Origin of the sequence: Gemmatirosa kalamazoonensis (assembly GCF_000522985.1) — a bacterium.
Lineage (GTDB): Bacteria > Gemmatimonadota > Gemmatimonadetes > Gemmatimonadales > Gemmatimonadaceae > Gemmatirosa > Gemmatirosa kalamazoonensis.
On the sequence record NZ_CP007128.1, the window covers coordinates 3,230,616 to 3,252,626 of the forward strand.

At 69.7% G+C, this 22,011-nt stretch carries 31 protein-coding genes and 1 pseudogene; 30 read left to right on the forward strand and 2 right to left on the reverse strand.

From position 1 onward, the window contains the following. Positions 1-146 precede the first annotated feature (146 nt). The 28 genes and pseudogenes from rpsL to map all read left to right on the forward strand — a co-directional run bounded on the left by rpsL (position 147) and on the right by map (position 18,067). Positions 147-551, forward strand: a complete 405-nt coding sequence (gene rpsL, locus J421_RS13875) for a 30S ribosomal protein S12 (RefSeq protein WP_025411778.1) — start codon at positions 147-149, stop codon at positions 549-551. Then, complete coding sequence (gene rpsG / locus J421_RS13880; protein ID WP_025411779.1) at positions 548-1,018, forward strand: 30S ribosomal protein S7; 471 nt, start codon at positions 548-550, stop codon at positions 1,016-1,018. Before rpsL ends, rpsG begins: the two co-directional genes overlap by 4 nt. A gap of 340 nt (positions 1,019-1,358) precedes the next feature. After that, positions 1,359-3,479: an elongation factor G gene (fusA, locus tag J421_RS13885; RefSeq protein ID WP_025411780.1), complete on the forward strand. Its 2,121-nt coding sequence runs from the start codon at positions 1,359-1,361 to the stop codon at positions 3,477-3,479. A gap of 96 nt (positions 3,480-3,575) precedes the next feature. Beyond that, positions 3,576-4,778 (forward strand): elongation factor Tu, encoded by a 1,203-nt coding sequence (tuf, locus tag J421_RS13890; protein ID WP_025411781.1) that lies wholly within the window; start codon positions 3,576-3,578, stop codon positions 4,776-4,778. A 94-nt stretch (positions 4,779-4,872) separates the two neighbouring features. Further along, positions 4,873-5,181 (forward strand): 30S ribosomal protein S10, encoded by a 309-nt coding sequence (gene rpsJ / locus J421_RS13895; protein ID WP_025411782.1) that lies wholly within the window; start codon positions 4,873-4,875, stop codon positions 5,179-5,181. A gap of 125 nt (positions 5,182-5,306) precedes the next feature. Then, a complete protein-coding gene (gene rplC / locus J421_RS13900; protein ID WP_025411783.1) occupies positions 5,307-5,990 on the forward strand; it encodes a 50S ribosomal protein L3 in 684 nt (227 codons plus the stop codon). A 4-nt stretch (positions 5,991-5,994) separates the two neighbouring features. Continuing rightward, the gene (gene rplD, locus J421_RS13905) at positions 5,995-6,663 is read left to right on the forward strand and encodes a 50S ribosomal protein L4 (protein ID WP_025411784.1); all 669 of its coding nucleotides are present in this window, start codon (positions 5,995-5,997) and stop codon (positions 6,661-6,663) included. Positions 6,664-6,665: 2 nt separating this feature from the next. Further along, positions 6,666-6,953, forward strand: a complete 288-nt coding sequence (locus J421_RS13910; protein WP_025411785.1) for a 50S ribosomal protein L23 — start codon at positions 6,666-6,668, stop codon at positions 6,951-6,953. A 5-nt stretch (positions 6,954-6,958) separates the two neighbouring features. Beyond that, positions 6,959-7,789 (forward strand): 50S ribosomal protein L2, encoded by an 831-nt coding sequence (gene rplB / locus J421_RS13915; RefSeq protein WP_025411786.1) that lies wholly within the window; start codon positions 6,959-6,961, stop codon positions 7,787-7,789. 19 nt (positions 7,790-7,808) lie between these two features. Next, complete coding sequence (gene rpsS / locus J421_RS13920; protein WP_025411787.1) at positions 7,809-8,108, forward strand: 30S ribosomal protein S19; 300 nt, start codon at positions 7,809-7,811, stop codon at positions 8,106-8,108. A 108-nt stretch (positions 8,109-8,216) separates the two neighbouring features. After that, positions 8,217-8,558, forward strand: a complete 342-nt coding sequence (gene rplV / locus J421_RS13925; protein ID WP_025411788.1) for a 50S ribosomal protein L22 — start codon at positions 8,217-8,219, stop codon at positions 8,556-8,558. After that, positions 8,558-9,220: a 30S ribosomal protein S3 gene (gene rpsC, locus J421_RS13930; protein ID WP_025411789.1), complete on the forward strand. Its 663-nt coding sequence runs from the start codon at positions 8,558-8,560 to the stop codon at positions 9,218-9,220. The genes rplV and rpsC overlap by 1 nt, the downstream gene beginning before the upstream one ends. Positions 9,221-9,234: 14 nt before the next feature. Beyond that, a complete protein-coding gene (gene rplP / locus J421_RS13935) occupies positions 9,235-9,663 on the forward strand; it encodes a 50S ribosomal protein L16 (protein WP_025411790.1) in 429 nt (142 codons plus the stop codon). Beyond that, positions 9,653-9,865: pseudogene (rpmC, locus tag J421_RS34610) on the forward strand (50S ribosomal protein L29); the annotation flags it as partial. The gene rplP and the pseudogene rpmC, both read left to right, overlap by 11 nt. Positions 9,866-10,024: 159 nt before the next feature. Beyond that, positions 10,025-10,333: a 30S ribosomal protein S17 gene (rpsQ, locus tag J421_RS13945; RefSeq protein WP_104023117.1), complete on the forward strand. Its 309-nt coding sequence runs from the start codon at positions 10,025-10,027 to the stop codon at positions 10,331-10,333. Between the two features lie 6 nt (positions 10,334-10,339). Further along, positions 10,340-10,708, forward strand: a complete 369-nt coding sequence (gene rplN, locus J421_RS13950; protein WP_025411793.1) for a 50S ribosomal protein L14 — start codon at positions 10,340-10,342, stop codon at positions 10,706-10,708. 82 nt (positions 10,709-10,790) lie between these two features. Then, positions 10,791-11,111, forward strand: coding sequence for a 50S ribosomal protein L24 (gene rplX, locus J421_RS13955; RefSeq protein ID WP_025411794.1), 321 nt, complete (start codon positions 10,791-10,793; stop codon positions 11,109-11,111). A 196-nt stretch (positions 11,112-11,307) separates the two neighbouring features. Then, positions 11,308-11,928 carry a 50S ribosomal protein L5 gene (gene rplE, locus J421_RS13960; protein WP_343123351.1) on the forward strand — a complete coding sequence of 207 codons (621 nt, stop codon included), beginning with the start codon at positions 11,308-11,310 and terminating at the stop codon, positions 11,926-11,928. Between the two features lie 14 nt (positions 11,929-11,942). Further along, positions 11,943-12,248 carry a 30S ribosomal protein S14 gene (gene rpsN / locus J421_RS13965; RefSeq protein WP_025411796.1) on the forward strand — a complete coding sequence of 102 codons (306 nt, stop codon included), beginning with the start codon at positions 11,943-11,945 and terminating at the stop codon, positions 12,246-12,248. Between the two features lie 66 nt (positions 12,249-12,314). Beyond that, a complete protein-coding gene (rpsH, locus tag J421_RS13970; protein WP_025411797.1) occupies positions 12,315-12,716 on the forward strand; it encodes a 30S ribosomal protein S8 in 402 nt (133 codons plus the stop codon). A 14-nt stretch (positions 12,717-12,730) separates the two neighbouring features. Next, entirely contained in the window at positions 12,731-13,270 is a 540-nt protein-coding gene (gene rplF, locus J421_RS13975; protein WP_025411798.1) for a 50S ribosomal protein L6, read from the forward strand. Next, entirely contained in the window at positions 13,270-13,629 is a 360-nt protein-coding gene (rplR, locus tag J421_RS13980; protein ID WP_025411799.1) for a 50S ribosomal protein L18, read from the forward strand. The genes rplF and rplR overlap by 1 nt, the downstream gene beginning before the upstream one ends. A 1-nt stretch (position 13,630) precedes the next feature. After that, a complete protein-coding gene (rpsE, locus tag J421_RS34615; RefSeq protein ID WP_104022613.1) occupies positions 13,631-14,464 on the forward strand; it encodes a 30S ribosomal protein S5 in 834 nt (277 codons plus the stop codon). Between the two features lies 1 nt (position 14,465). Beyond that, on the forward strand, positions 14,466-14,720 hold the full coding sequence (gene rpmD, locus J421_RS13990; protein ID WP_104022614.1) for a 50S ribosomal protein L30: 255 nt from the start codon (positions 14,466-14,468) through the stop codon (positions 14,718-14,720). 4 nt (positions 14,721-14,724) lie between these two features. Then, positions 14,725-15,192 (forward strand): 50S ribosomal protein L15, encoded by a 468-nt coding sequence (gene rplO / locus J421_RS13995; RefSeq protein WP_343123341.1) that lies wholly within the window; start codon positions 14,725-14,727, stop codon positions 15,190-15,192. 38 nt (positions 15,193-15,230) lie between these two features. Beyond that, positions 15,231-16,565, forward strand: a complete 1,335-nt coding sequence (gene secY, locus J421_RS14000; protein WP_025411804.1) for a preprotein translocase subunit SecY — start codon at positions 15,231-15,233, stop codon at positions 16,563-16,565. A gap of 88 nt (positions 16,566-16,653) precedes the next feature. Continuing rightward, a complete protein-coding gene (locus J421_RS14005) occupies positions 16,654-17,295 on the forward strand; it encodes an adenylate kinase (protein ID WP_025411805.1) in 642 nt (213 codons plus the stop codon). Positions 17,296-17,308: 13 nt separating this feature from the next. Next, a complete protein-coding gene (gene map / locus J421_RS14010; RefSeq protein ID WP_025411806.1) occupies positions 17,309-18,067 on the forward strand; it encodes a type I methionyl aminopeptidase in 759 nt (252 codons plus the stop codon). 87 nt (positions 18,068-18,154) lie between these two features. On the opposite strand, the gene ftcD is transcribed toward map, so the two are convergent. Continuing rightward, positions 18,155-19,678 (reverse strand): glutamate formimidoyltransferase, encoded by a 1,524-nt coding sequence (gene ftcD / locus J421_RS14015; RefSeq protein ID WP_025411807.1) that lies wholly within the window; start codon positions 19,676-19,678, stop codon positions 18,155-18,157. 105 nt (positions 19,679-19,783) lie between these two features. After that, positions 19,784-20,647 (reverse strand): inositol monophosphatase family protein, encoded by an 864-nt coding sequence (locus J421_RS14020; protein WP_148306314.1) that lies wholly within the window; start codon positions 20,645-20,647, stop codon positions 19,784-19,786. Between J421_RS14020 and trpS the strand changes: the two genes are divergently transcribed. Continuing rightward, positions 20,641-21,630, forward strand: coding sequence for a tryptophan--tRNA ligase (gene trpS / locus J421_RS14025; protein WP_025411808.1), 990 nt, complete (start codon positions 20,641-20,643; stop codon positions 21,628-21,630). The genes J421_RS14020 and trpS overlap by 7 nt on opposite strands. Beyond that, a complete protein-coding gene (locus J421_RS14030) occupies positions 21,627-21,977 on the forward strand; it encodes a hypothetical protein (protein ID WP_025411809.1) in 351 nt (116 codons plus the stop codon). Before trpS ends, J421_RS14030 begins: the two co-directional genes overlap by 4 nt. The last annotated feature ends 34 nt before the right edge of the window (positions 21,978-22,011 follow it).

The following is a 22,011-nucleotide window of genomic DNA, read 5'->3' on the forward strand; positions in this document are numbered from 1 at the left end:
CGTGAACGGGGCGGCCCTGGCGGGCCGCCCCGTTCACGTATCTTCGCTCCACAGACCGACTTGACCCTCGATCCCGAGGCCGCTACGTTCCTAGGTCTGAGGCGTTCCAGGCTGGAACGCCAGAGTCCGTTGTCGATCCATCGTTAATGCCGACAATCAATCAGCTGGTGCGCCGGAGCCGCGAGTCGCTGGCGCGCGTCAACAAGTCTCCCGCGCTGAAGGCGAATCCCTTCAAGCGCGGCGTGTGCACGCGCGTGTACACGACGACGCCGAAGAAGCCGAACTCGGCGCTCCGGAAGGTCGCCAAGGTGCGTCTCACGAACGGCTTCGAGGTCATCGCCTACATCCCGGGCGAGGGGCACAATCTGCAGGAGCACTCGATCGTGCTCGTGCGCGGCGGCCGCGTGAAGGACCTGCCGGGCGTCCGCTACCACATCGTGCGCGGCACGTTGGACGCCTCGGGCGTCAACGGCCGGAACCGCAGCCGTTCCAAGTACGGCGCCAAGCGGCCGAAGCCGGGTCAGGCTGCGGCGGGAGGTAAGAAGAAGTGAGCCGCCGAAAGACTGCCGTGAAGCGTCCGGTACTCGCCGACGCCCGGTACGACAGCCAGACCGTCAGCAAGTTCATCAACTCGCTGATGTACCAGGGGAAGAAGTCGACCGCCGAGCGCATCTTCTACGGCGCGATGGACCTCGTGGAGGCGCGGACGAGCCAGCCTGGCGTGAACGTGTTCAAGCAGGCGCTGGCGAACCTGAAGCCGGTCGTGGAAGTGAAGAGCCGCCGCGTCGGCGGCGCCACGTACCAGGTGCCGGTCGAAGTGCGTCCGGAGCGCCGCAACGCGCTCGCGATGCGCTGGCTGATCTCCTACTCGCGCGACCGCAACGAGAAGTCGATGGCGGAGAAGCTCGCGGGCGAGGTGATCGCGGCGTCGCGCGGCGAGGGGAACGCGGTGAAGAAGAAGGAAGACACGCACCGCATGGCCGAGGCGAACAAGGCCTTCGCGCACTACCGCTGGTAAGCTCGGCTCGACGCATCGCCGACGCGTGTCGGCGATGTGGATAGACGCGCTAAGTCGAACCGCCCCGTTGACTTCGGTCACGGGGCGGTTAGCTTTGGAAGGCTACGGGGCACCGGCGCGGTGTCGGCGTCCCGCAGGACGGATCAGGTGCCGTTCAGACAATCAGACGTCGAGGCGAGATACGCGCTGCCGCGCGGCCTCGACGCGCCATGGGTCCCGGTTCGCGCAGCAGTGGCGAGCACACCCGGCGAGGGCGGATGGATACCGGTCCCGAGCGAGGGGCGCCTGGTCCACCCGCGTTTTTGCTGAAAGGCACTCCTGCCGCTGACGAGATAACAGCATGCCACGGACGACTCCGCTCGAGCATTACCGGAACATCGGCATCATGGCGCACATCGATGCCGGTAAGACGACGACGACCGAGCGCATCCTCTACTATACCGGCAAGTCGCACAAGATCGGCGAGGTGCACGACGGCGCCGCGACGATGGACTGGATGGAGCAGGAGCAGGAGCGCGGCATCACGATCACGTCCGCCGCGACGACCTGCTTCTGGCGCCGGCACGGCCAGAGCCACGAGAAGGGCGAGGGGCCGGAGTACCGCATCAACATCATCGACACGCCGGGCCACGTCGACTTCACCGTCGAGGTGGAGCGCTCGCTGCGCGTGCTCGACGGCGCCGTCGCGCTGCTCGACTCCGTCGCCGGCGTGGAGCCGCAGACGGAGACGGTGTGGCGTCAGGCCGACCGCTACGGCGTGCCGCGGATGATCTTCGCGAACAAGATGGACCGCGTCGGCGCGAACTTCGACCGGTGTCTCGCGATGATCCGCGACCGCCTCTCGAAGCGCGCGTTCCCGCTCCAGCTCCCCGTGGGCTCGGGCGAGCTGTTCACGGGCCACATCGACGTCCTCGAGCGCAAGCAGTACATCTTCGACGACGCGACGATGGGCAAGACGTTCACGGTCGTGGACGTCCCCGCGGACATGAAGGACGCCGTCGAGCTGGCCCGCCACGAGGCGATCGAGGCCGCGGTCGAGCACGACGACGAGCTGATGGCGAAGTACCTCGAGGGCGAGGAGCTCTCGCTGGACGAGATCCGCCGCGCGATCCGCAAGGCGACGATCGCCATGGCGTTCGTGCCGGTGCTCTGCGGCGCCTCGTTCAAGAACAAGGGCGTGCAGGCGCTGCTCGACGCCGTGATCGACTACCTGCCGGCGCCGGTGGACGTGCCCGCGATCCAGGGGCACCTGCCGCACCACGACGAGACGTTCGACACGCGCGAGGTGAGCGACGAGGCGCCGTTCTCGGCGCTCGCGTTCAAGATCGCGACGGACCCGTTCGTCGGTAAGCTGACGTTCTTCCGCGTCTACTCGGGCGTGCTGAACTCGGGCTCCTACGTCTACAACTCGACGAAGGACAAGCGCGAGCGCGTCGGCCGTCTGCTGCAGATGCACGCGAACAAGCGCGAGGAGATCCCCGAGGTGCGCGCCGGCGACATCGCCGCCGCGATCGGTCTGAAGGACACGCGCACGGGCGACACGCTGTGCGACGACGACAAGCCGATCATCCTCGAGGCGATGAAGTTCCCGGCGCCCGTCATCGACGTGGCGATCGAGCCGAAGACGAAGGCCGACCAGGACAAGCTCGGCATCGCGCTGGCGAAGCTGGCCGAGGAGGATCCGACGTTCCGCGTGCACACGGATGCGGAGACGTCGCAGACGATCATCTCGGGCATGGGCGAGCTGCACCTGGAGATCATCGTCGACCGCATGATGCGCGAGTTCAAGGTCGACGCGAACGTGGGCCGTCCGCAGGTGGCCTACCGCGAGACGATAAAGCGCAAGGTCGAGAAGGTCGAGGGGAAGTTCATCCGGCAGTCGGGCGGTAAGGGTCAGTACGGCCACGTCGTGATCAACATGGAGCCGGCCGAGGCGGGCCAGGGCTTCGTGTTCGAGGACAAGATCGTCGGCGGCGTGGTGCCGCGTGAGTACATCGGCCCGGTGGAGCAGGGCATCAAGGAGGCGCTGGAGAACGGCGTCCTGGCCGGCTACCCCATGGTGGACGTGAAGGTGCAGCTGGTGTTCGGGTCGTACCACGACGTCGACTCCAGCGAGATGGCGTTCAAGATCGCCGGCTCGATGGCGTTCAAGGAGGCGGCCGCGAAGGCCAGCCCCGTGCTGCTCGAGCCGATGATGAACGTCGAGGTCGTGACGCCGGAGCCCTACATGGGCGACGTGCTCGGCGACCTGTCGTCGCGCCGCGGCAAGATCGGCGGGATGACGCAGCGCGGGGAGGCGCAGGTGATCGCGGCCAGCGTCCCGCTCTCGGAGATGTTCGGCTACTCGACGAAGCTCCGCTCGATGTCGCAGGGGCGTGCGGTGTACTCCATGGAGTTCTCGCACTACGAGGAAGTGCCGAAGTCGAAGGCCGAGGAGATCATCTCCAAGGTGAAGGGCTAACACCATCGCTCTGGGCTGCGGACGCGCGCTGCGGATCCGCAGCCCGCGTCCCGGGGCCGCAGCGCGACAGAACACTTCAGTCAGAGACTCAGTACCATGGCCAAGGCCAAATTCGAGCGCACCAAGCCGCACGTGAACGTCGGCACGATCGGCCACGTCGACCACGGCAAGACGACGACGACGGCGGCCCTCACGAAGATCTCGGCCGACAAGGGCTACGGCACGAAGTACGTGGCGTACGACGAGGTCGCGAAGGCGTCCGAGTCGCAGGGCCGTCGCGACGCGACGAAGATCCTGACGATCGCCACGTCGCACGTGGAGTACGAGACGAAGAATCGTCACTACGCCCACGTCGACTGCCCCGGTCACGCCGACTACGTGAAGAACATGATCACGGGTGCCGCGCAGATGGACGGCGCGATCCTCGTGGTCTCCGCGGTCGACGGCCCGATGCCGCAGACGCGCGAGCACATCCTGCTCGCCCGTCAGGTGAACGTGCCGCGCGTGGTGGTGTTCCTCAACAAGTGCGACCTGGTGGACGACCCCGAGCTCCTCGACCTCGTCGAGCTCGAGGTGCGTGACCTGCTCTCGAAGTACGACTACGACGGCGACGGCGCGCCCGTCATCCGCGGCTCCGCGATCAACGCCATCAACGGCGTGCCGCAGTGGGTCGAGAAGATGGAGGAGCTGTACGACGCCCTCGACACGTACATCCCGGAGCCCGTCCGCGAGACGGACAAGCCGTTCCTGCTGCCCGTCGAGGACGTGTTCTCGATCACGGGCCGCGGCACGGTGGCGACGGGTCGTATCGAGCGCGGCATCATCAAGGTCGGCGAGGAAGTGCAGCTCGTCGGCTTCGGCGCCGAGAAGAAGACGGTCGTGACGGGCGTCGAGATGTTCCGCAAGCTGCTCGATCAGGGCCAGGCGGGCGACAACGTCGGCCTCCTGCTCCGCGGCATCCAGAAGGAGGAGATCGAGCGCGGCATGGTGCTCGCCAAGCCCGGCTCGATCAAGCCGCACACGAAGTTCCAGGGCGAGGTCTACGTCCTCACGAAGGAAGAGGGCGGCCGTCACACGCCGTTCTTCAAGGGCTATCGCCCGCAGTTCTACCTTCGCACGACGGACGTCACCGGGTCCATCGAGCTGCCCGAGGGCACCGAGATGGTGATGCCGGGCGACAACATCGCGATGACCATCGAGCTGCAGACGCCCGTCGCGATGGAGGAGCAGCTGCGCTTCGCCATCCGCGAGGGCGGCCGCACGGTCGGCGCCGGCGTCGTGACGAAGATCATCGCCTAACACGCTGCGTATCTGCGTGGCTGCGTGGCGGCGTACCAGCCCCACGCAGCCGCGCACCCACGCAGATACGCAACATCACTCTCGGTAACACTCAATGGCCGGTCGCATTCGCATCCGCCTGAAGGCCTTCGACCACGCCGTGATCGACCAGGCGTCGGCCGACATCGTCCGCACGGCGGAGAAGACGGGCGCGCAGGTGTCGGGGCCGATCCCGCTGCCGACGAAGACGCAGCGGTGGACGGTTCTGCGCTCGCCGCACGTCGACAAGAAGTCGCGCGAGCAGTTCGAGCTGAAGACGCACAAGCGCGTCATCGACATCCTCGACAGCCGCGCTCAGACGGTGGACGCGCTGACGAAGCTCGACCTCCCGGCGGGCGTCGACGTCGAGATCAAGGTCGAGTAGTTCGCGCGTTCGCGCGCGACGGGCAGCGGTTCCCACGCGGCGCCGCGGTCCACAGTCCAACGGCCGGTAACGCACGGGCGACACAGGGGTCGCCGGCGGGCCGCGACTAACGAGCAGGAGTACCAATGATCGGCATCATCGGGAAGAAGCTGGGCATGACCCAGATCTTCAACGAGCAGGGGCAGCAGGTCCCGGTCACGGTGATCGAGGCCGAGCCGAATCCGGTGACGAAGGTGGTCGACAAGACCGCTGCCGGGTTCGCGGCCGTCGAGCTGGGCTACGGGAAGCTGAAGACCGCTCGAGCGAACGCGAAGGGCGAGCGCACGCCGAAGGGCGCGCGCGCGAGCAAGGCGGAGCTCGGCCACGCGAAGAAGGCGGGGCTCGACTACGCGCCGCGCGTGCTGCGCAGCTTCCGCCTCGACGACGCGCCGGGGAAGAACCCCGAGATCCCGTCGTTCGAGGTCGGCGGCACGGTGGGCGTCGGGATCTTCGCGGCGGGTGAGCGCGTGAAGGTCACCGGCACGACGAAGGGACGCGGCTTCCAGGGCGTCGTAAAGCGCTGGGGCTTCGGTGGCGGTGCGAACACGCACGGCAACACGAAGCACCGCAAGCCGGGCTCGATCGGCCCGGGCACGGACCCGTCGCGCGTCATCAAGGGCAAGAAGATGCCCGGGCACTACGGCGCCGAACGGCACACGTCGGTGGGCCTGCGCGTGGAGCGCGTGGACGCCGAGCGCAATCTGATCTACATCCGCGGCAGCGTGGCCGGCCCGACGAACGGGATCGTGCTCGTCCGCAAGCAGGGCTGACGCCATGGCTGACACGACGACTCTCCAGGCGGCCGCGTTCGGCGCGGACGGCGCGAAGAAGGCGCCCGTCTCGCTGCCGGCGGCGCTGTTCGACGGCACGGTGAACGTGCCGGTGATGCACCAGGCCGTGAAGGCGTATCTGGCGAACCAGCGCCAGGGCACCGCGGCGACGAAGATCCGCAAGTACGTCACGGGCGGCAACCAGAAGCCGTGGCGCCAGAAGGGCACGGGCCGCGCCCGTCAGGGCTCGACGCGCGCGCCGCACTGGGTGGGCGGTGGCACGGTCTTCGGTCCGCAGCCGCGCGACTACGACCAGAAGCTCCCGCGCAAGGTGAAGGCGCTCGCGCGCAAGAGCGCGCTGAACGCGCGCGCCCGCGAGGATGCGCTGCTCGTCGTCGACTCGCTCGCGTTCGAGTCGCCGAAGACGAAGCAGATCACCGCGCTGCTCGCGCGCCTGGGCGTGAGCGAGCAGAAGGTGCTCGTGCTCACGGACGGCGCGAAGCCGGGCGTGTACCTGAGCGCGCGCAACCTGCCGAACGTGCACGCGATGCCGTACTCCGACGCGTCGACCTACCACATCCTGTGGTCGGACGTCGTGATCGTCGAGTCGGCGGCGCTGTCGCGCGCGGCGGAGAGCGAGCGCGCCGAGACCACTGACACCGCGGAGGGCTGACGATGCCGACGCTGCACCGCACCATCGTGCGTCCGATCGTCACCGAAGCGACGTCCGCCGCCTATCAGGAGCGCGGCGAGTACTACTTCGAGGTGGCGCCGGACGCGAACAAGCAGGAGATCAAGCAGGCGGTCGAGCGCCTGTTCGGGGTGAAGGTCACGGGCGTGTGGACGATGAACGTGCGCGGGAAGGCGCGCCGCGTCGGCACCACGACCGGGCGTCGCCCGCACTGGAAAAAGGCGATCGTGACGCTCCGTGAGGGCGATACGATCGGGATCTTCGAGGGCTGACCCAGATGGCCATTCGTCAATTCAAGCCGGTGACGGCGAGCTCGCGCTTCCGGTCGGTCGCCGACTTCTCGGAGATCACGCGCACGACGCCCGAGAAGTCGCTCACCGAGCCGCTCAAGAAGTCGGGCGGCCGTGACAACCACGGCCACATCTCGATGCGCCGCCGCGGCGGCGGCGAGAAGCGGAAGTACCGCGTGATCGACTTCAAGCGGAACAAGCAGGGCGAGCCGGCGACGGTCCGCCACATCGAGTACGACCCGAACCGCTCGGCGCGCATCGCGCTCGTCGAGTACGGTGACGGCGAGAAGCGCTACATCCTGCACCCGAAGGGGCTCGCCGTCGGCGATACCATCGTGAGCGGCCCGGGGTCGGACGTGCGCGTCGGCAACGCGCTGCCGCTGCGCGAGGTTCCGTTAGGCACCGCGGTGCACAACGTGGAGCTCAAGCCGGGCAAGGGCGGTCAGATGGCCCGCTCGGCCGGCACGAGCGTGCAGGTCGTCGCGAAGGAGGGCGAGTACGTCACGCTCCGCATGGCGTCGACCGAGATGCGTCTCGTGCACGGGCGCTGCCTGGCGACGATCGGCGAGGTCGGCAACGCCGAGCACGAGCTGGTGTCGTGGGGCAAGGCCGGCAAGACGCGCTGGATGGGCCGGCGCCCGAAGGTGCGCGGCGAGGTGATGAACCCCGTCGACCACCCGCACGGCGGCCGCACGCGCGGCGGACGCAACGTCGTCAGCCCGTGGGGCAAGAAGGAGGGCGTGAAGACGCGCAACAAGAAGAAGGCGTCGCAGCGCCTCATCGTCCGCGGGCGTCGCCGCGGCAAGGCCACGCAGTAACGCGGACGGGGACTAACACATGGCCAGAAGCATTCGGAAGGGCCCGTTCATTCAGGAGGCCCTGCTCGACAAGGTGACGGGGATGAACGCCCGCGGCGAGAAGAAGGTCATGAAGACCTGGTCGCGCGCGAGCACGGTGCTCCCCGAGTTCGTGGGGCACACGTTCGCCGTGCACAACGGCAACAAGTTCATCCCGGTGTACGTGACCGAGAACATGGTCGGCCACAAGCTGGGCGAGTTCGCGCCGACGCGTCTGTTCCGCGGCCACACGGCCGGGAAGACGGACAAGAAGGCGGCCGGCGCGCCCGTGAAGAAGTAAGGAGACGCCGCCCATGCCTAACACCACTCCGACGCATCGCAAGCCGGGCCTCGCGAAGGCGCTGAACGCCGTGCGGGCGCAGGCGCTGACGAACGGCGCGCGCGCGCGATGCAGCGCTCGACGCGCCAGTCGCCCTACAAGGTGCGGCTCGTCGTCGATCAGATCCGCGGCCTGAGCGTGAACGACGCGCTCGCGCTGCTGAAGTTCTCGAAGAAGCACGCCGCCACCGAGGTCGAGAAGGTGCTCTCCAGCGCGGTCGCGAACGCGGAAGACGCGGCGCGGCGCGATGGCCGCTCGCTCGACGTCGACCGGCTGTACGTGATCCATGCCATCGTGAACGAGGGCCCCAAGCTCAAGCGCTTCACGCCGGCCGCGATGGGGCGCGCCACCCCGGTCCAGAAGCGGACGAGCCACGTGGAAATCGTGGTCGCCGAGAAGGAAGGTCGATAATGGGACAGAAGACGAATCCGATCGGCTTCCGGCTCGGCGTCTCGAAGCCGTGGCGGTCGACGTGGTACGCGGGCGGCAAGAACATGCCGCAGCTCCTGCAGGAGGACGCCCTCCTGCGGAAGTACCTGAAGCAGCGCATGGGCCACGCGGCGATCGCCGACGTGCGCATCGAGCGCAAGCCCGGCAAGGTCGTCGTGACGATCCACACGGGTCGCCCCGGCGTCGTGATCGGGAAGAAGGGCGCCGAGGTGGACAAGCTGCGTGACGAGCTCGCGCAGCTCACCGGCAAGGAAGTCGGCGTGAACGTCGAGGAGATCAAGCGCCCGGAGGTCGAGGCGCAGCTCGTCGCCGACAGCATCGCCCAGCAGCTCGCGGGGCGCGTCTCGTTCCGCCGCGCGATGAAGCGCGCGGTGCAGAGCGCGATGCGCGCCGGGGCGCAGGGCATCAAGGTGAAGGCGGGCGGCCGGCTCGGCGGCGCGGAGATCGCGCGCGTCGAGGGCTACCACGAGGGGCGGGTGCCGCTCCACACGCTGCGCGCGGACATCGACTACGCGACGTCGACGGCGAAGACCACCTACGGCACCATCGGTGTGAAGGTGTGGATCTTCAAGGGCGACATCGTCGAGGATCGCCGCGGCAAGACCTACTCGACCGGCGCGTGAGGAGGGCCTAACACATGCTGAGTCCCAAGCGCGTCAAGTTCCGCAAGATGTTCAAGGGCCGGATGACCGGCCTGTCCCACCGCGGCAGCGAGATCTCCTTCGGCCACTTCGGCCTGATGGCGCTCGAGCCGGGCTGGGTGTCGGCGCGGCAGATCGAGGCGGCCCGCGTGGCGCTCACGCGTCACATCAAGCGCGGCGGCAAGGTCTGGATCCGCATCTTCCCCGACAAGCCGATCACGAAGAAGCCCGCCGAGACCCGCATGGGGAAGGGCAAGGGCTCGCCCGAGCTGTGGGTGGCCGTGGTGAAGCCGGGGCGCATGATGTTCGAGCTCGAGGGGGTGACGCGCGAGGTCGCCGAGACCGCGTTCGCGCTCGCCGCCGCGAAGCTGAGCGTGAAGTCCAAGTTCGTGGTTCGCGAGGAGGCGCACACCGATGAAGCGTGAAGACATCCGGTCGCTGAGCGCGGACGAGCTCCGCGCGCGCGTGAACGAGCTCCGCGAGGAGCAGTTCCGCCTGCGCTTCCGGAGCGCCACCGAGACGCTGGAGAGCCCGCTCCGCCTGCGTGAGGTGCGCCGCGACATCGCGCGCGCGCTGACCGTGCTGGGGGAGAAGGACCGCGGCGTGGAGCCGGCGCCGAAGGCGACGGCGAAGACCGCGAAGGGCGCCAAGACGGCGACGAAGAAGACTGCGACGAAGGGCACGGCGAAGACCGCGACGACGAAGAGCGCGTCGAAGCGGGCGGCCAAGACGGCCGGCACCAAGACCGCCCGCTAAGCCGGAGCGCGAGAGACAATGGCCGAGACGATGAACAACGGGACGACCCCCACCGGCGGGAATGCCGGCGCGAACGCCGCCTCGCGCAAGCGAGGCGCGCGGAAGACGCGCGTGGGCGTGGTCGTCAGCGACAAGATGCAGAAGACCGTGGTGGTGGCGGTGGATCGCCGCGTGCCGCATCCGGTCTACGGCAAGATGGTCACGCGCACGACGCGCCTGAAGGCTCACGACGAGGAGAACTCGGCGAAGCAGGGCGACACCGTGCGCATCATGGAGACCCGCCCGCTGTCGAAGGACAAGCGGTGGCGCGTGGTCGAGATCGTCGAGCGCGCGAGGTAACGGGCCATGATCCAGCAAGAGTCGATGGTCAAGGTCGCGGACAACTCGGGTGCCAAGCGGGCGCTCGTGATCCGCGTGCTGGGCGGGACGCGCCGCCGCTACGCCGGCCTGGGTGACCGGGTCGTGGTCGCGGTGAAGGACGCGCTGCCCAACGGCACGGTGAAGAAGAGCGACGTCGCGAAGGCGGTCGTCGTGCGCACCGTGAAGGAGACCCGCCGCAAGGACGGGAGCTACATCCGCTTCGACGAGAACGCCGTCGTCATCATCAACGACAACGGCGAGCCGCGCGCGACGCGCATCTTCGGTCCCGTGGCGCGCGAGCTCCGCGAGAAGCGCTACATGAAGATCGTGTCGCTCGCTCCGGAGGTTCTGTAACATGCGCGTGCTCAAGTACCGCGCGACGGACAAGGAGCGCCTCGGCGCCGGCCGTCACGCGCGGAAGGCCGAGCGCCAGCCGGTGCACGTCCGCAAGGGCGACACCGTGCGGGTGATGCGCGGCGACGACAAGGGCAAGGAAGGGCGCGTCATCAAGGTCTACACGAAGACGGGCCGCGTCCTCATCGAGGGCGTCAACATCGTGAAGAAGCACCGCCGGGCGCGCCGCCCGGAGGAGCAGAGCGGGATCATCGAGATGCCGGCGCCGGTCAACGCGTCGAACGTGATGCTGCTCGACCCGAAGACGGGTGCGCCGACGCGGACGCGGTCGCGCATCGACGCCGACGGGACCAAGGAGCGCGTGGGCGTGAAGACGGGCGAGCCGATCACCACCCCGCGCTGAGCAGGAGACGAGCGACATGGCGAAGAACGACAACGCAAAGGGCGGCAAGGGCGCCGCGGGCAAGGGCGGCGCCAAGGGCGGCGGCAAGCCCGCCGCGAAGCCGTCCGGCAAGGGTGCCCCGCAGGGCGGCGGCAAGGCGGCGAAGGGCGGCGAGAAGCGCGGTCCCCTCCAGCCGAAGGGACACGCGGGCGCCGGCCTGCCGGTGGCCGCGCCGCGGCTCAAGCAGTTCTACGACACGCAGGTCCGTGCGCGCCTCGCGCAGCAGTTCGGCCTCGAGAACCCGCACCAGATCCCGACGCTCGAGAAGGTCGTCGTGAACTGCGGCGTGGGCGAGGCGATCAAGCAGCCGCGCGTCCTCGACACCGTCGTGGACGAGCTGGCGCTGATCACCGGACAGCGCCCGGTGCGCCGCAAGGCGAAGAAGTCGATCGCGAACTTCGGCCTCCGCGAGGGGCAGGAGATCGGCGCGATGGTGACGCTGCGCGGCGCGCGCATGTGGGAGTTCCTCGACCGCTTCATCGCGGTCGCCCTCCCGCGCGTGCGCGACTTCCGCGGGCTGTCCACGCGCTCCTTCGATGGGCGCGGGAACTACTCGCTCGGCGTGAAGGAGCAGATGATCTTCCCGGAGATCAACTACGACATGGTCGAGCAGGTCCACGGGATGGACATCACGATCGTGACGACGGCGGAGCGCGACGACCTCGCGCTGGCGCTGCTGCGGGAGCTCGGCATGCCGTTCCGCGGCGAGCAGAAGCCCGTGGTGCCGCGCCCCGACCGCCTCGACGGGCAGCTCACCGAGGCCGGCGCGGCCGCCTAACACACAGCAGACCCATGGCCAAGACGAGCAAGATCGTCAAGAACGAGCAGCGCAAGGAGATCGTCGCGCGCTACGCCGAGAAGCGCGCGGCGCTCCGCGCGACGATCGACAGCGTGACGACGAGCGACGCCGAGAAGCAGGAGGCGTACGCGAAGCTGCGCAAGCTGCCGCGCGACTCGTCGAAGACGCGCATCCGCAACCGGTGCTCGATGACGGGGCGTCCCCGCGCGTACCTCCGCCAGTTCGGACTCTCGCGCATCACGTTCCGCGAGATGGCGCTGCAGGGGCTCATCCCCGGCGTGCGCAAGGCGAGCTGGTAACCCAGCTCGCAACCCATCCCCCATTCCTAAACGTCCGCAAGGATACGATAGGAGCGTAGGTATTACATGAGCATGACCGATCCGATCGCCGACATGCTCACGCGGATCCGGAACGCTTGCGTCAGCAAGCACCGCCGCGTGGACATGCCGCTGTCGAAGATGAAGGTCGAGATCGCGCGCATCCTGAAGGAGACGAACTTCGTCCAGGACTACCGCGTGGTCGAGACCGAGGAAGGGCGCAAGGTGCTGCGCGTCATCCTGAAGTACGCCGCCGGCGGCACGCCGGTGATCCGCGAGCTGCACCGCGTCTCGACGCCGGGGCTGCGCAAGTACGTCGGCGTGGGCGAGATCCCGCGCGTGCGCAACGGCCTCGGCGTGGCGATCCTCAGCACGTCGCAGGGGCTGCTCTCCGACAAGCAGGCGCGGCAGCGCCGCACCGGCGGCGAGCTCCTCGCCCTGGTCTGGTAACGGAGGCCCCGACAATGTCGCGTATCGGCAAGCTTCCGATCACGGTGCCCAACGGCGTCACGGTGACGATCGACGGCAACCGCGTCACGGTGAAGGGCCCCAAGGGCGAGCTCTCGCGCACGCTCCCGGCGGAGATGCAGCTGGCGCAGGAGAACGGCACCGTGACGGTGTCGCGTCCCTCTGACGAGCCCAATCACCGCGCGCTCCACGGCCTCACGCGTTCGCTCGTCGCGAACATGGTGGAGGGCGTGACGAAGGGCTTCTCGAAGACGCTCGAGATCACGGGCGTCGGCTTCAAGGCGGAGGTCCGTCCGTACGGCCTCCAGTTCGCGCTCGGCTTCTCGCACCCGGTGGAAGTGCGCGCACCGGCCGGGATCTCGCTGACGGCGCCGAACCCGACGACGGTCGTCGTCGCGGGCGCCGACAAGGAGGTCGTCGGGCGCGTGGCGGCGGAGATCCGCAAGCTGCGCAAGCCCGAGCCGTACAAGGGGAAGGGCGTGAAGTACCAGGGCGAGACGATCCGCCGCAAGGCGGGCAAGGCGGGAGGTAAGTAATGCCGAAGATTGCCATTCCGAAGACGCGCCAGGAGAAGCGCCAGCGGCGCCATCTGCGCGTGCGGAACACGCTGACCGGCACCGCCGAGCGTCCGCGCCTCGTGGTGTTCCGGTCGCTGAAGCACATCACCGCCCAGCTCGTGGACGACACGCAGGGGCGCACCCTCTTCACGGTCACCAGCGCCTCGGTCGGCGAGGGGAAGAAGACCGAGAAGTCGGCCGCCGTCGGCAAGCGCGTCGCGGAGCGGGCCAAGGAGGCCGGGATCACGCGCGTCGTGTTCGACCGCGCCGGTTACAAGTACCACGGCCGCGTGAAGGCGGTGGCCGACGGCGCCCGTGAGGGCGGTCTGGAGTTCTGACATGGCTGACAATCAGACGAGTGGACAGCAGGGCGGCGGCGGCGGCGGCGGCTTCGGCGGCGGCCCGGGCGGCGGCCGCGGTCGCGGGCCCGGTGGCGGCGGCGGTCGTGGCGGCCCGGGTGGCGGGCGCGGGCGCGGCGGTCCGGGCGGCGGGCGTGGCGGTCCGGGCGGCGGGCGCGGGCCCGGCGGCCAGGGGCGTGGGCCCGGTGGTCCGGGCGGCCAGGGCGGCGATCGGCGCGGCGGTGGCCGTGACGGCGGCCGTGGCGGCGACAACCGCGGTCAGGAGCGCGAGGGGAGCGATCTCGTCGAGAACGTGATCGCGATCAACCGCGTGGCCAAGGTCGTGAAGGGCGGCCGTCGCTTCTCGTTCAACGCGCTCGTGGCGGTCGGCGACGGTCAGGGCCGTGTCGGCTTCGCGACGGGCAAGGCGAACGAGGTGTCGGAGGCGGTGCGCAAGGCGGTCGACGCCGCGCGCCGCAAGATGGTGCCGGTGCCGCTCACGGGCGGCACGATCCCGCACGAGGTGATCGGCGAGCACGGCGCGGGTCGCGTCCTGCTCAAGCCCGCGGCGCCCGGCGCCGGGGTGATCGCCGGCGGGGCGGTGCGCGCCGTGATGGAGTGCGCCGGCATCGTGGACATCATCGCGAAGAGCCTCGGCTCGACGAACCCGCACAACCTCGTGCTCGCGGCGCTCGACGGGCTGCGGCAGCTCACGACGGTGGACCAGATCGCGCGCGAGCGCGGTGTGGAGGCGGAGTCGATCGGGTACCGCTCGCGCGCCGAGGTGCGCCAGCGCGCGCCGCGTGCGGGGCTCGCCGCCGTGGAGGCCGTGTAACATGCCGCGGACGTTCGTGTGGCACCCTGGAAAGGGGCCGAAGACGACCCCGAGGCCGCTCCCGCCGACGCTGGGGCAGCTCCGGATCAAGCAGGTGCGCAGCGCCATCGGGCATCCCGAGGCGATGCGGCGCACCCTTCAGGCGATCGGCCTGCGTCACCACCAGCAGGAGGTGATCAAGCCGGACACGCCGTCGCTGCGTGGACAGCTCAAGCAGGTGCGTCACCTCGTCGAGGTGACGCCCGTGGAGGAGTGAGATCGTGGCCGAGACCATGAAGTTGGGGCTCGACAACCTGAGCCCCGCGCCCGGCTCGCACCGGGACCGGAAGCGCCTCGGGCGCGGCCCGGGCTCCGGCCAGGGCAAGACGTCGGGCAAGGGGCACAAGGGCTCCATGGCCCGCGCCGGTCACGGCGGACCGGGCGGCGGCAAGCCGGGCTTCGAGGGCGGTCAGATGCCGCTCGCGCGCCGGCTGCCGAAGCGCGGCTTCAACAACAACCAGTTCCGGATCGAGAACCAGGTCGTGCGACTTGGCGATCTGGAGCTGCTCGGCGCCGACGAGATCACGACCGAGGCGCTCGTTGCCGCGGGGCTCGCGCACGGGGCGAAGGGGCCGATCAAGGTCCTCTCGAACGGTGACGTGTCGCGTGCGCTGACGGTTCGTGGGTTGAAGGTCAGCGCCGGCGCGCGGGCGAAGATCGAGGCGGCCGGCGGCCGCGTCGAAGAGTAAGCGCACGCACCCGTAGCACAGCGACTCTCAACGGCACCATGGCCCAGTCCAACCCGGCGGCAGCGCTCGCCAACATCTATCGCACACCGGAGCTCTGGCAGAAGATCGTCTTCACGTTCGTCTGCCTGCTGATCTACCGGGTCGGCGCGCACGTGACGGCGCCGGGTGTCGATGTGCAGGCGCTCACCGACTACTTCGCGAGCCAGCGAGGGGGCGGCGGCCTCCTCGGGCTGTACGACCTGTTCGTCGGCGGCGGGCTGTCGAGGGCGACGATCTTCGCCCTCGGCATCATGCCGTACATCTCGGCCAGCATCTTCATCCAGATCGCCGGCGCCGTGGTGCCGACGGTGGACAAGATGCAGAAGGACGAGGAGGGCCGGAAACGGCTCAACCAGTGGACGCGCTACATCACGGTCGGACTGGCCGCGGTGCAGGCGTACGGCTTCGCGCTGTTCACGCAGTCGCTGCCCAACGCGGTGTCGCACCCCGGGTTCGGCTTCCTGATGCAGGAGATCGTCTTCCTGACGACGGGCGCGATCTTCGTGATGTGGCTCGGCGAGCAGATCACGGAGCGCGGCATCGGCAACGGCGCGTCGCTGCTGATCTTCTTCTCGATCATCGAGCGGTTCTGGCCGGGCATCCTCGACACGATCCGCTTCGTGTCGACGGGCGCGGTGGCGCCGCTGGCGCTGGTGGTGCTCGGCATCGTGATGGTCGGCGTCGTCGCGGGCGTCGTCGCGATCACGGTCGCAGCGCGGCGCGTGATGGTGCAGATCCCGCAGCGCACGATGGCGCGTGGCCGGATGCGCGAGGCGACGAAGAACTTCATCCCGCTGCGCATCAACACGGCGGGCGTGATGCCGATCATCTTCGCCCAGTCGGTGATCGTCGTGCCGGGCGCGTTCGCGCAGTTCAGCGGCATCCAGTCGATGCGCGACGTCGCCGAGTACCTGCAGCCGGGCACGTGGCTGTACTACGTGCTGATGACGATCCTGATCATCGTGTTCACGTACTTCTACACGGCGATCATCTTCAACCCGGTGGACCTCGCCGAGAACCTGAAGAAGCAGGGCGGGTTCGTGCCGGGCGTGAAGCCGGGCGCGAAGACGGCGGAGTACATCGACCAGGTGATCTCCCGGATCACGTTCCCGGGCGCGGTCTTCCTGGCGATCATCGCGCTCCTCCCGATCGCGATCGCGAAGCTCGTGAACGTGCCGTTCCAGTTCGGAGGCACCTCGCTGCTCATCGTGGTCGGCGTCGCGCTGGACACGATGACGCAGATGCAGCAGCATCTGCTGCTGCGGAAGTACGACGGCTTCATGAAGAAGGGCCGCGTGCGCTTCCGCGGGCGTCAGGCGACGGGCGGCTTCTAACGGCGAGGGCAGGAGGGCAGGAGCGCGAGAGGGCAGGAGAGTTCTCTTGCCCTCCTGCGCTCCTGCCCTCCTGCCCTATTCTTCACATATGGACATCGTTCTGTTCGGCAAGCCCGGCGCGGGCAAGGGGACCCAGGCGCCGCGCCTCGCGGAGGCGCTCGGCGCACAGATCCTCGCCACCGGCGACGTGCTGCGTGCGGCGGTCAAGGAAGGGACGACGCGCGGGCTCCAGGCGAAGTCGTACATGGACCGCGGCGCGCTCGTCCCGGACGACGTGATCCTCGGGATCGTGAAGGAGGCGCTCGCGACGCCGAAGTACGCCGGCGGCGCGGTGCTCGACGGCGTGGTGCGCACGGTGCCGCAGGCGGAGGGGCTCGAGCGGGTGCTGTGCGAGCTCGGTCGCCGGCTCGACGCGGTGCTCGTGTTCGACATCGAGGACGACGAGATCGTGCGGCGCATCGGCGGACGCGTGGTGTGCGACGTCTGCCAGACGCCGTTCATGGGGCGCGAGCCGGGCGAGCCGTGCCCGAAGCCCGAGCGCGACGGCGGCCACCTCGTGCGCCGCAAGGACGACGAGCCGGAGGCGGTCCGCAACCGCCTGTCGGTGTATCGCGACCAGACGCTGCCGGTGCTGGCGTGGTACGAGCAGCACGGCGCGAAAGTGTGCGAGATCGACGCGGTGGGCGCGGTGGACGACGTCACCCGCCGCGCGTTAGGCTGCCTCTCCTGACCCGCCCGTGCCGGTGATCCAGTTGAAGAGCGCGCGCGAGATCGACGCGATGGCGCGCGGCGGGAAGATTCTCGCCGCGACGCTCGCGCTGCTGCGCGGCGAGGTGCGCCCGGGCGTCTCCACGGGGGAGCTCGACAAGATCGGCGAGGAGTTCATCCGCTCGCATGCGGGCGCGGTGCCGGCGTTCAAGGGACTGTACGGCTTTCCCGGGAGCGTCTGCACGTCGGTGAACCACGAGATCGTGCACGGGATCCCGTCGCGCAAGCGGGTGCTCGAGGAGGGCGACATCGTGTCGCTCGACGTCGGCGTGAAGTTCGAGGGCTTCTACACCGACGCGGCGGAGACCGTGGCGGTCGGCGCGATCGCGCCGGAGCACCAGCGGCTGCTCGACGTGACGCGCGAGGCGCTCGCCGCCGGCATCGACGCGGCGCGGCTCGGCAACCACGTGGGCGACATCGGCTTCGCCGTGCAGACGATCGTCGAGCGCGCGGGGTTCAGCGTGGTGCGCGAGCTCGTGGGCCACGGCGTGGGCGTCGGGCCGCACGAGGACCCGCAGGTGCCGAACTACGGCAAGCCGAAGCGCGGGACCAAGCTCGCCCCCGGGCTCACGATCGCCATCGAGCCGATGGTGAACGCGGGGCTGCCGGGGACGCGCACGCTCGGCGACAAGTGGACCGTCGTGACCATCGACGGCAAGCGCTCGGCCCACTTCGAGCACACGGTCGCCGTGACGGAAGACGGGCCGCGGGTGCTGACCGCGCTGTCCGCCTAACGGCGAGGGCAGGAGGGCAGGAGGGCAGGAGGGCAGGAGAGTCATGAGCTCTCTTGCCCTCCTGCCCTCCTGCCCTCCTGCCCTTTTTCAGAGCGCGCGCTCGACGGCGGCCTGGGCGACCTGGCTGGCGCGCTGCGCGCGGCCTAACAGCGCGGCCGCTTCGGTGACGAGCGGCTCGGCGGGCGTCTTGTCGTCGAGCGCGGCGACGTTGACGCGGACGTTGTAGACGGCGCCCCGGCACGCGGCCTCGGCGAGCAGCGCGGCGACGCCGGCGTCGGTCACGGCGTTCGTGTTCCCCCGCTCGGCCACGGCGGCGGCGAGCTCCGCGACGTCGGTGGCGGCACGCGCGGTCTCGAGCGGCACGCGCGCGGCGCCCAGCAGCGCATCGGCGACGGCGGCGGCGCGCGCGGCGGACTGCTCGTCGGAGTCCTTCGGGAGCTTGTACGCCACGCTGACGCGCTCGTACGCCGTCGCGTCCTCGGCGACGAGCGCGGCGAGGCGGTTGCCTAACGACGCGGCGCGCAGCGCGGTCTCCTTCATCTCGTCGTCGACCGCGGCGTACTTCTTCTTGCCCACCGTGAGGCCGGCGACCATCTGGGCGAGCGCCGCGGCGAGGGCGCCGGCGTGCGCGGCGACGGAGCCGCCACCGGGCGTGGGGGTGGCCGACGCGACGGACGCGACGAACCCGCTGAGCGACGTGCCGCCCTGCACGGCCTCGCGCACCTTGTGCTCGAGCAGCATCGACGGCCCGAAGCCGCGCAGCTGCACGTGACGCGCGCCCGCCTCGAGCAGCGCACGCTCCGGCACGAGTCCCACCAGCTCGCTCCACGTCGGCGCCACGCCGTGCGCCGCGGCCTCGCTCCGCACCATCTCGTATGCGCGGTACATCGGCGTACGCTCGGTGTCGACGAGGTTCATCGACACCTGCGCCTGCCCGTCGACCTCGAGGCCTAACGCCTTCACGTAGCGCAGCCCACCCGACGAGCCGCGCACCGCTTTCGCGACGTCCTTCGCGACCTGCAGGTTCGTCGCGGGGCCGAGGTATACGTTGTACGCGACGAGGAACGGACGCGCGCCGATGACGGTGGCGCCGGCCGTTCGATGCACGCGTGGCGCGCCGAAGTCGGGCACACGCGACGCGTTCGTCTCGATCTCGGCGCGCAGCCCCTCGAACTCGCCGCGACGGACGTCGGCGAGGTTCTCGCGGTCCGGACGCGTCGCGGCGCGCTCGTACAGGTACACGGGGATCGACAGCTCGCGCGCGACGCGCTCGCCGAGCTCGCGCGCGAGGGCGACGCAGTCCTGCATGGTGCTGCCCCACGCCTCGAGCGGCACGAACGGCACGACGTCGGTGGCGCCGAGGCGTGGGTGCTCGCCCTGGTGCGTCGTGAGGTCGATCAGCTCCGCGGCCTTCGCGATCCCCGCGTACGCCGCGGCGACGGCCGACTCCGCGGTGACGACGAACGTGACGACGGTGCGGTTGTGGGACGCGTCGGACGAGACATCGAGGATCGTGACGCCGTCGACGGCGGCGATGGCGTCGCGGATGGCGGCGACGACCTCGGGGCGGCGCCCCTCACTGAAGTTCGGGACGCACTCGACGAGTTTCATGAACCGAGACCGAAGGGTGACGTGCTGCGTGGCTGCGTGGCTGCGTGGCTGCGCGGCTGCGTGGGCGCGTCGGTCTCACGCAGCCACGCAGCCACGCAGCGGCCGTTAGGCGTTCCGCAGCGTGTCCATCAGCCACGCGTGCATCGCCGGGCCGCCGGCGACGAGGCCCGTGTGCGCCACGCGCGGGGGCGCGCCGGCGAGGTCGGTGACGATGCCGCCGGCCTCTCGAATGATGACGATGCCCGCGGCGATGTCCCACGGCGCGAGCGTGAGCTCCCAGAACGCATCGAAGCGCCCGCACGCCACGTCGCACAGGTCGAGCGCCGCGGCGCCGGGACGGCGGATGCCCGCGGCCTGGCGCGTGATCGCCGCGAACTGCCGCAGGTACTCGTCGATGCGGTCGATCCCCTTGAACGGGAAGCCGGTGCCGACGAGCGCGCGCGCGGGGGCGTCGTTCGCCGAGACGCGAATGTGCTCGCGCCGGCCGTCGACCTCGCGCCACGCGCCGCCGCCGGCGGCGGCCGAGAACTCCTCGCCGGTCGGGACGTTCAGCACGACGCCCGCGACCGGCTCGCCGGCGTGCGTCGCCGCGATGGACACCGCGTACCACGGAAAACCGTGCAGGAAGTTCGTCGTCCCGTCGAGCGGATCGACGACGAACGCGAGGTCGGCGCCGAGCGAGGCCGCAGGGTCGTACGTCTCCTCACCGAGGAACACCGCGTTCGGGAACGCGCCGAGCAGCCGCTCGCGAATCGTCTCCTCGGCCCCGCGGTCGACGAGGCTCACGAAGTCGGCCGGACCCTTGTGCTCCCACGTCAGCTCGCCGACGCCGGTGACGTGGCGACGAATGAACTCCGCCGCGCGCTCCGCCGCGTCGCGCATGTGCGGCAGCAGCGCCGTCGGCGCGACCGTGCCGGAGGAGTCGCCTTGATGCTCCTCGGGGGCGTTTCTACCTTGCGCGAATGACACGGATCTTCAGCGGCATCCAGCCGTCGGGGGAACTGCACATCGGGAACTATCTCGGTGCGGTGAAGAACTGGGTGCAGCTCCAGACCCAGCACCCCGGCGCGATCTTCTGCATCGTCGACTATCACGCCCTCACCGGCATCTACGAGCCGCAGTCGCTGCGCAAGCGGACGTACGACATGGCCGTCTCGCTGCTCGCCGCCGGCATCGACCCCGCGCACGCCACGCTGTACGTGCAGAGCGCGGTGCCGGAACATACCGAGCTGGCGTGGATCTTCAACACGATCACGCCCGTGGGAGAGCTCGAGCGGCAGACGCAGTACAAGGACAAAGCGTCGCGTCAGGAGAGCGTGCTCGCGGGCATCCTGAACTACCCGGTGCTGCAGGCCGCGGACATCCTGCTGTACAAGGCCGACGCCGTGCCCGTCGGCGAGGACCAGGTGCAGCACCTGGAGCTCTCGCGGGAGATCGCGCGGAAGTGGAACACGCGGTTCTCACCGGAAGGAGCGCCGTACTTCCCGGAACCGAAGGCGCTGCTCACGCCGACGCGGCGCATCATGGGGCTCGACGGCCAGGCGAAGATGTCGAAGTCGATGGGCAACACCGTCGGACTGCTCGAGGACTCCGACAGCGTGTGGGCGAAGCTGCGTCCCGCCGTCACCGACCCGGCGCGCGTGCGGAAGACCGACCCGGGCACGCCGGAGGTGTGCAACATCTACCACCTGCACAAGGCGTTCAGCCCGCCGCCGGTGGTCGAGGAGGTCGCCGTGAAGTGCAGCACGGCGGGGTGGGGCTGCATCGAGTGCAAGAAGGTGCTGTTCGAGCACATGGAGACGGAGCTCGTGCCGATCCGGCGGCGCGCGAGCGAGCTGCGCGACGCGCCGGAGCGCGTGACGGAGATTCTCGCGACGGGCGCCGAGCGGTGCCGCGAGATCGCGGGGCAGACGATGCGCGAGGTGAAGGAAGCGATGGGGATGCTCGGATGAGACGTGGAGCGCTCGCCCTCGTCGCCGCGGCGGCGCTCGCCTCGGCGTGCTCGTCGTCGTCGGACCCGGCCGCGACGGACGGGGGGCTCCGGCTCTCGATCAACCCGACGAGCCTCGTGCTCGTGCAGGGGGACAGCTCGATCATCACCGTGAACTCGACGGCCGAGGGAACGGTGCGCTGGGGGAGCAGCAACACGGGCGTGGTGACGGTGGACTCGATCGTCGGGCTGAACGACCCCGCGCGGGTGCGCGCGAAGGGCCCCGGCACGGCGCAGCTGAACGCGACGATCAGGGTGCAAGGACAGACTCTCACGAGCTCGGTGCCGGTGCGCGTCGGCGGCGGCTGAGGCGGCCGCGCGGCGCATGGCTCTTGCACCCCGG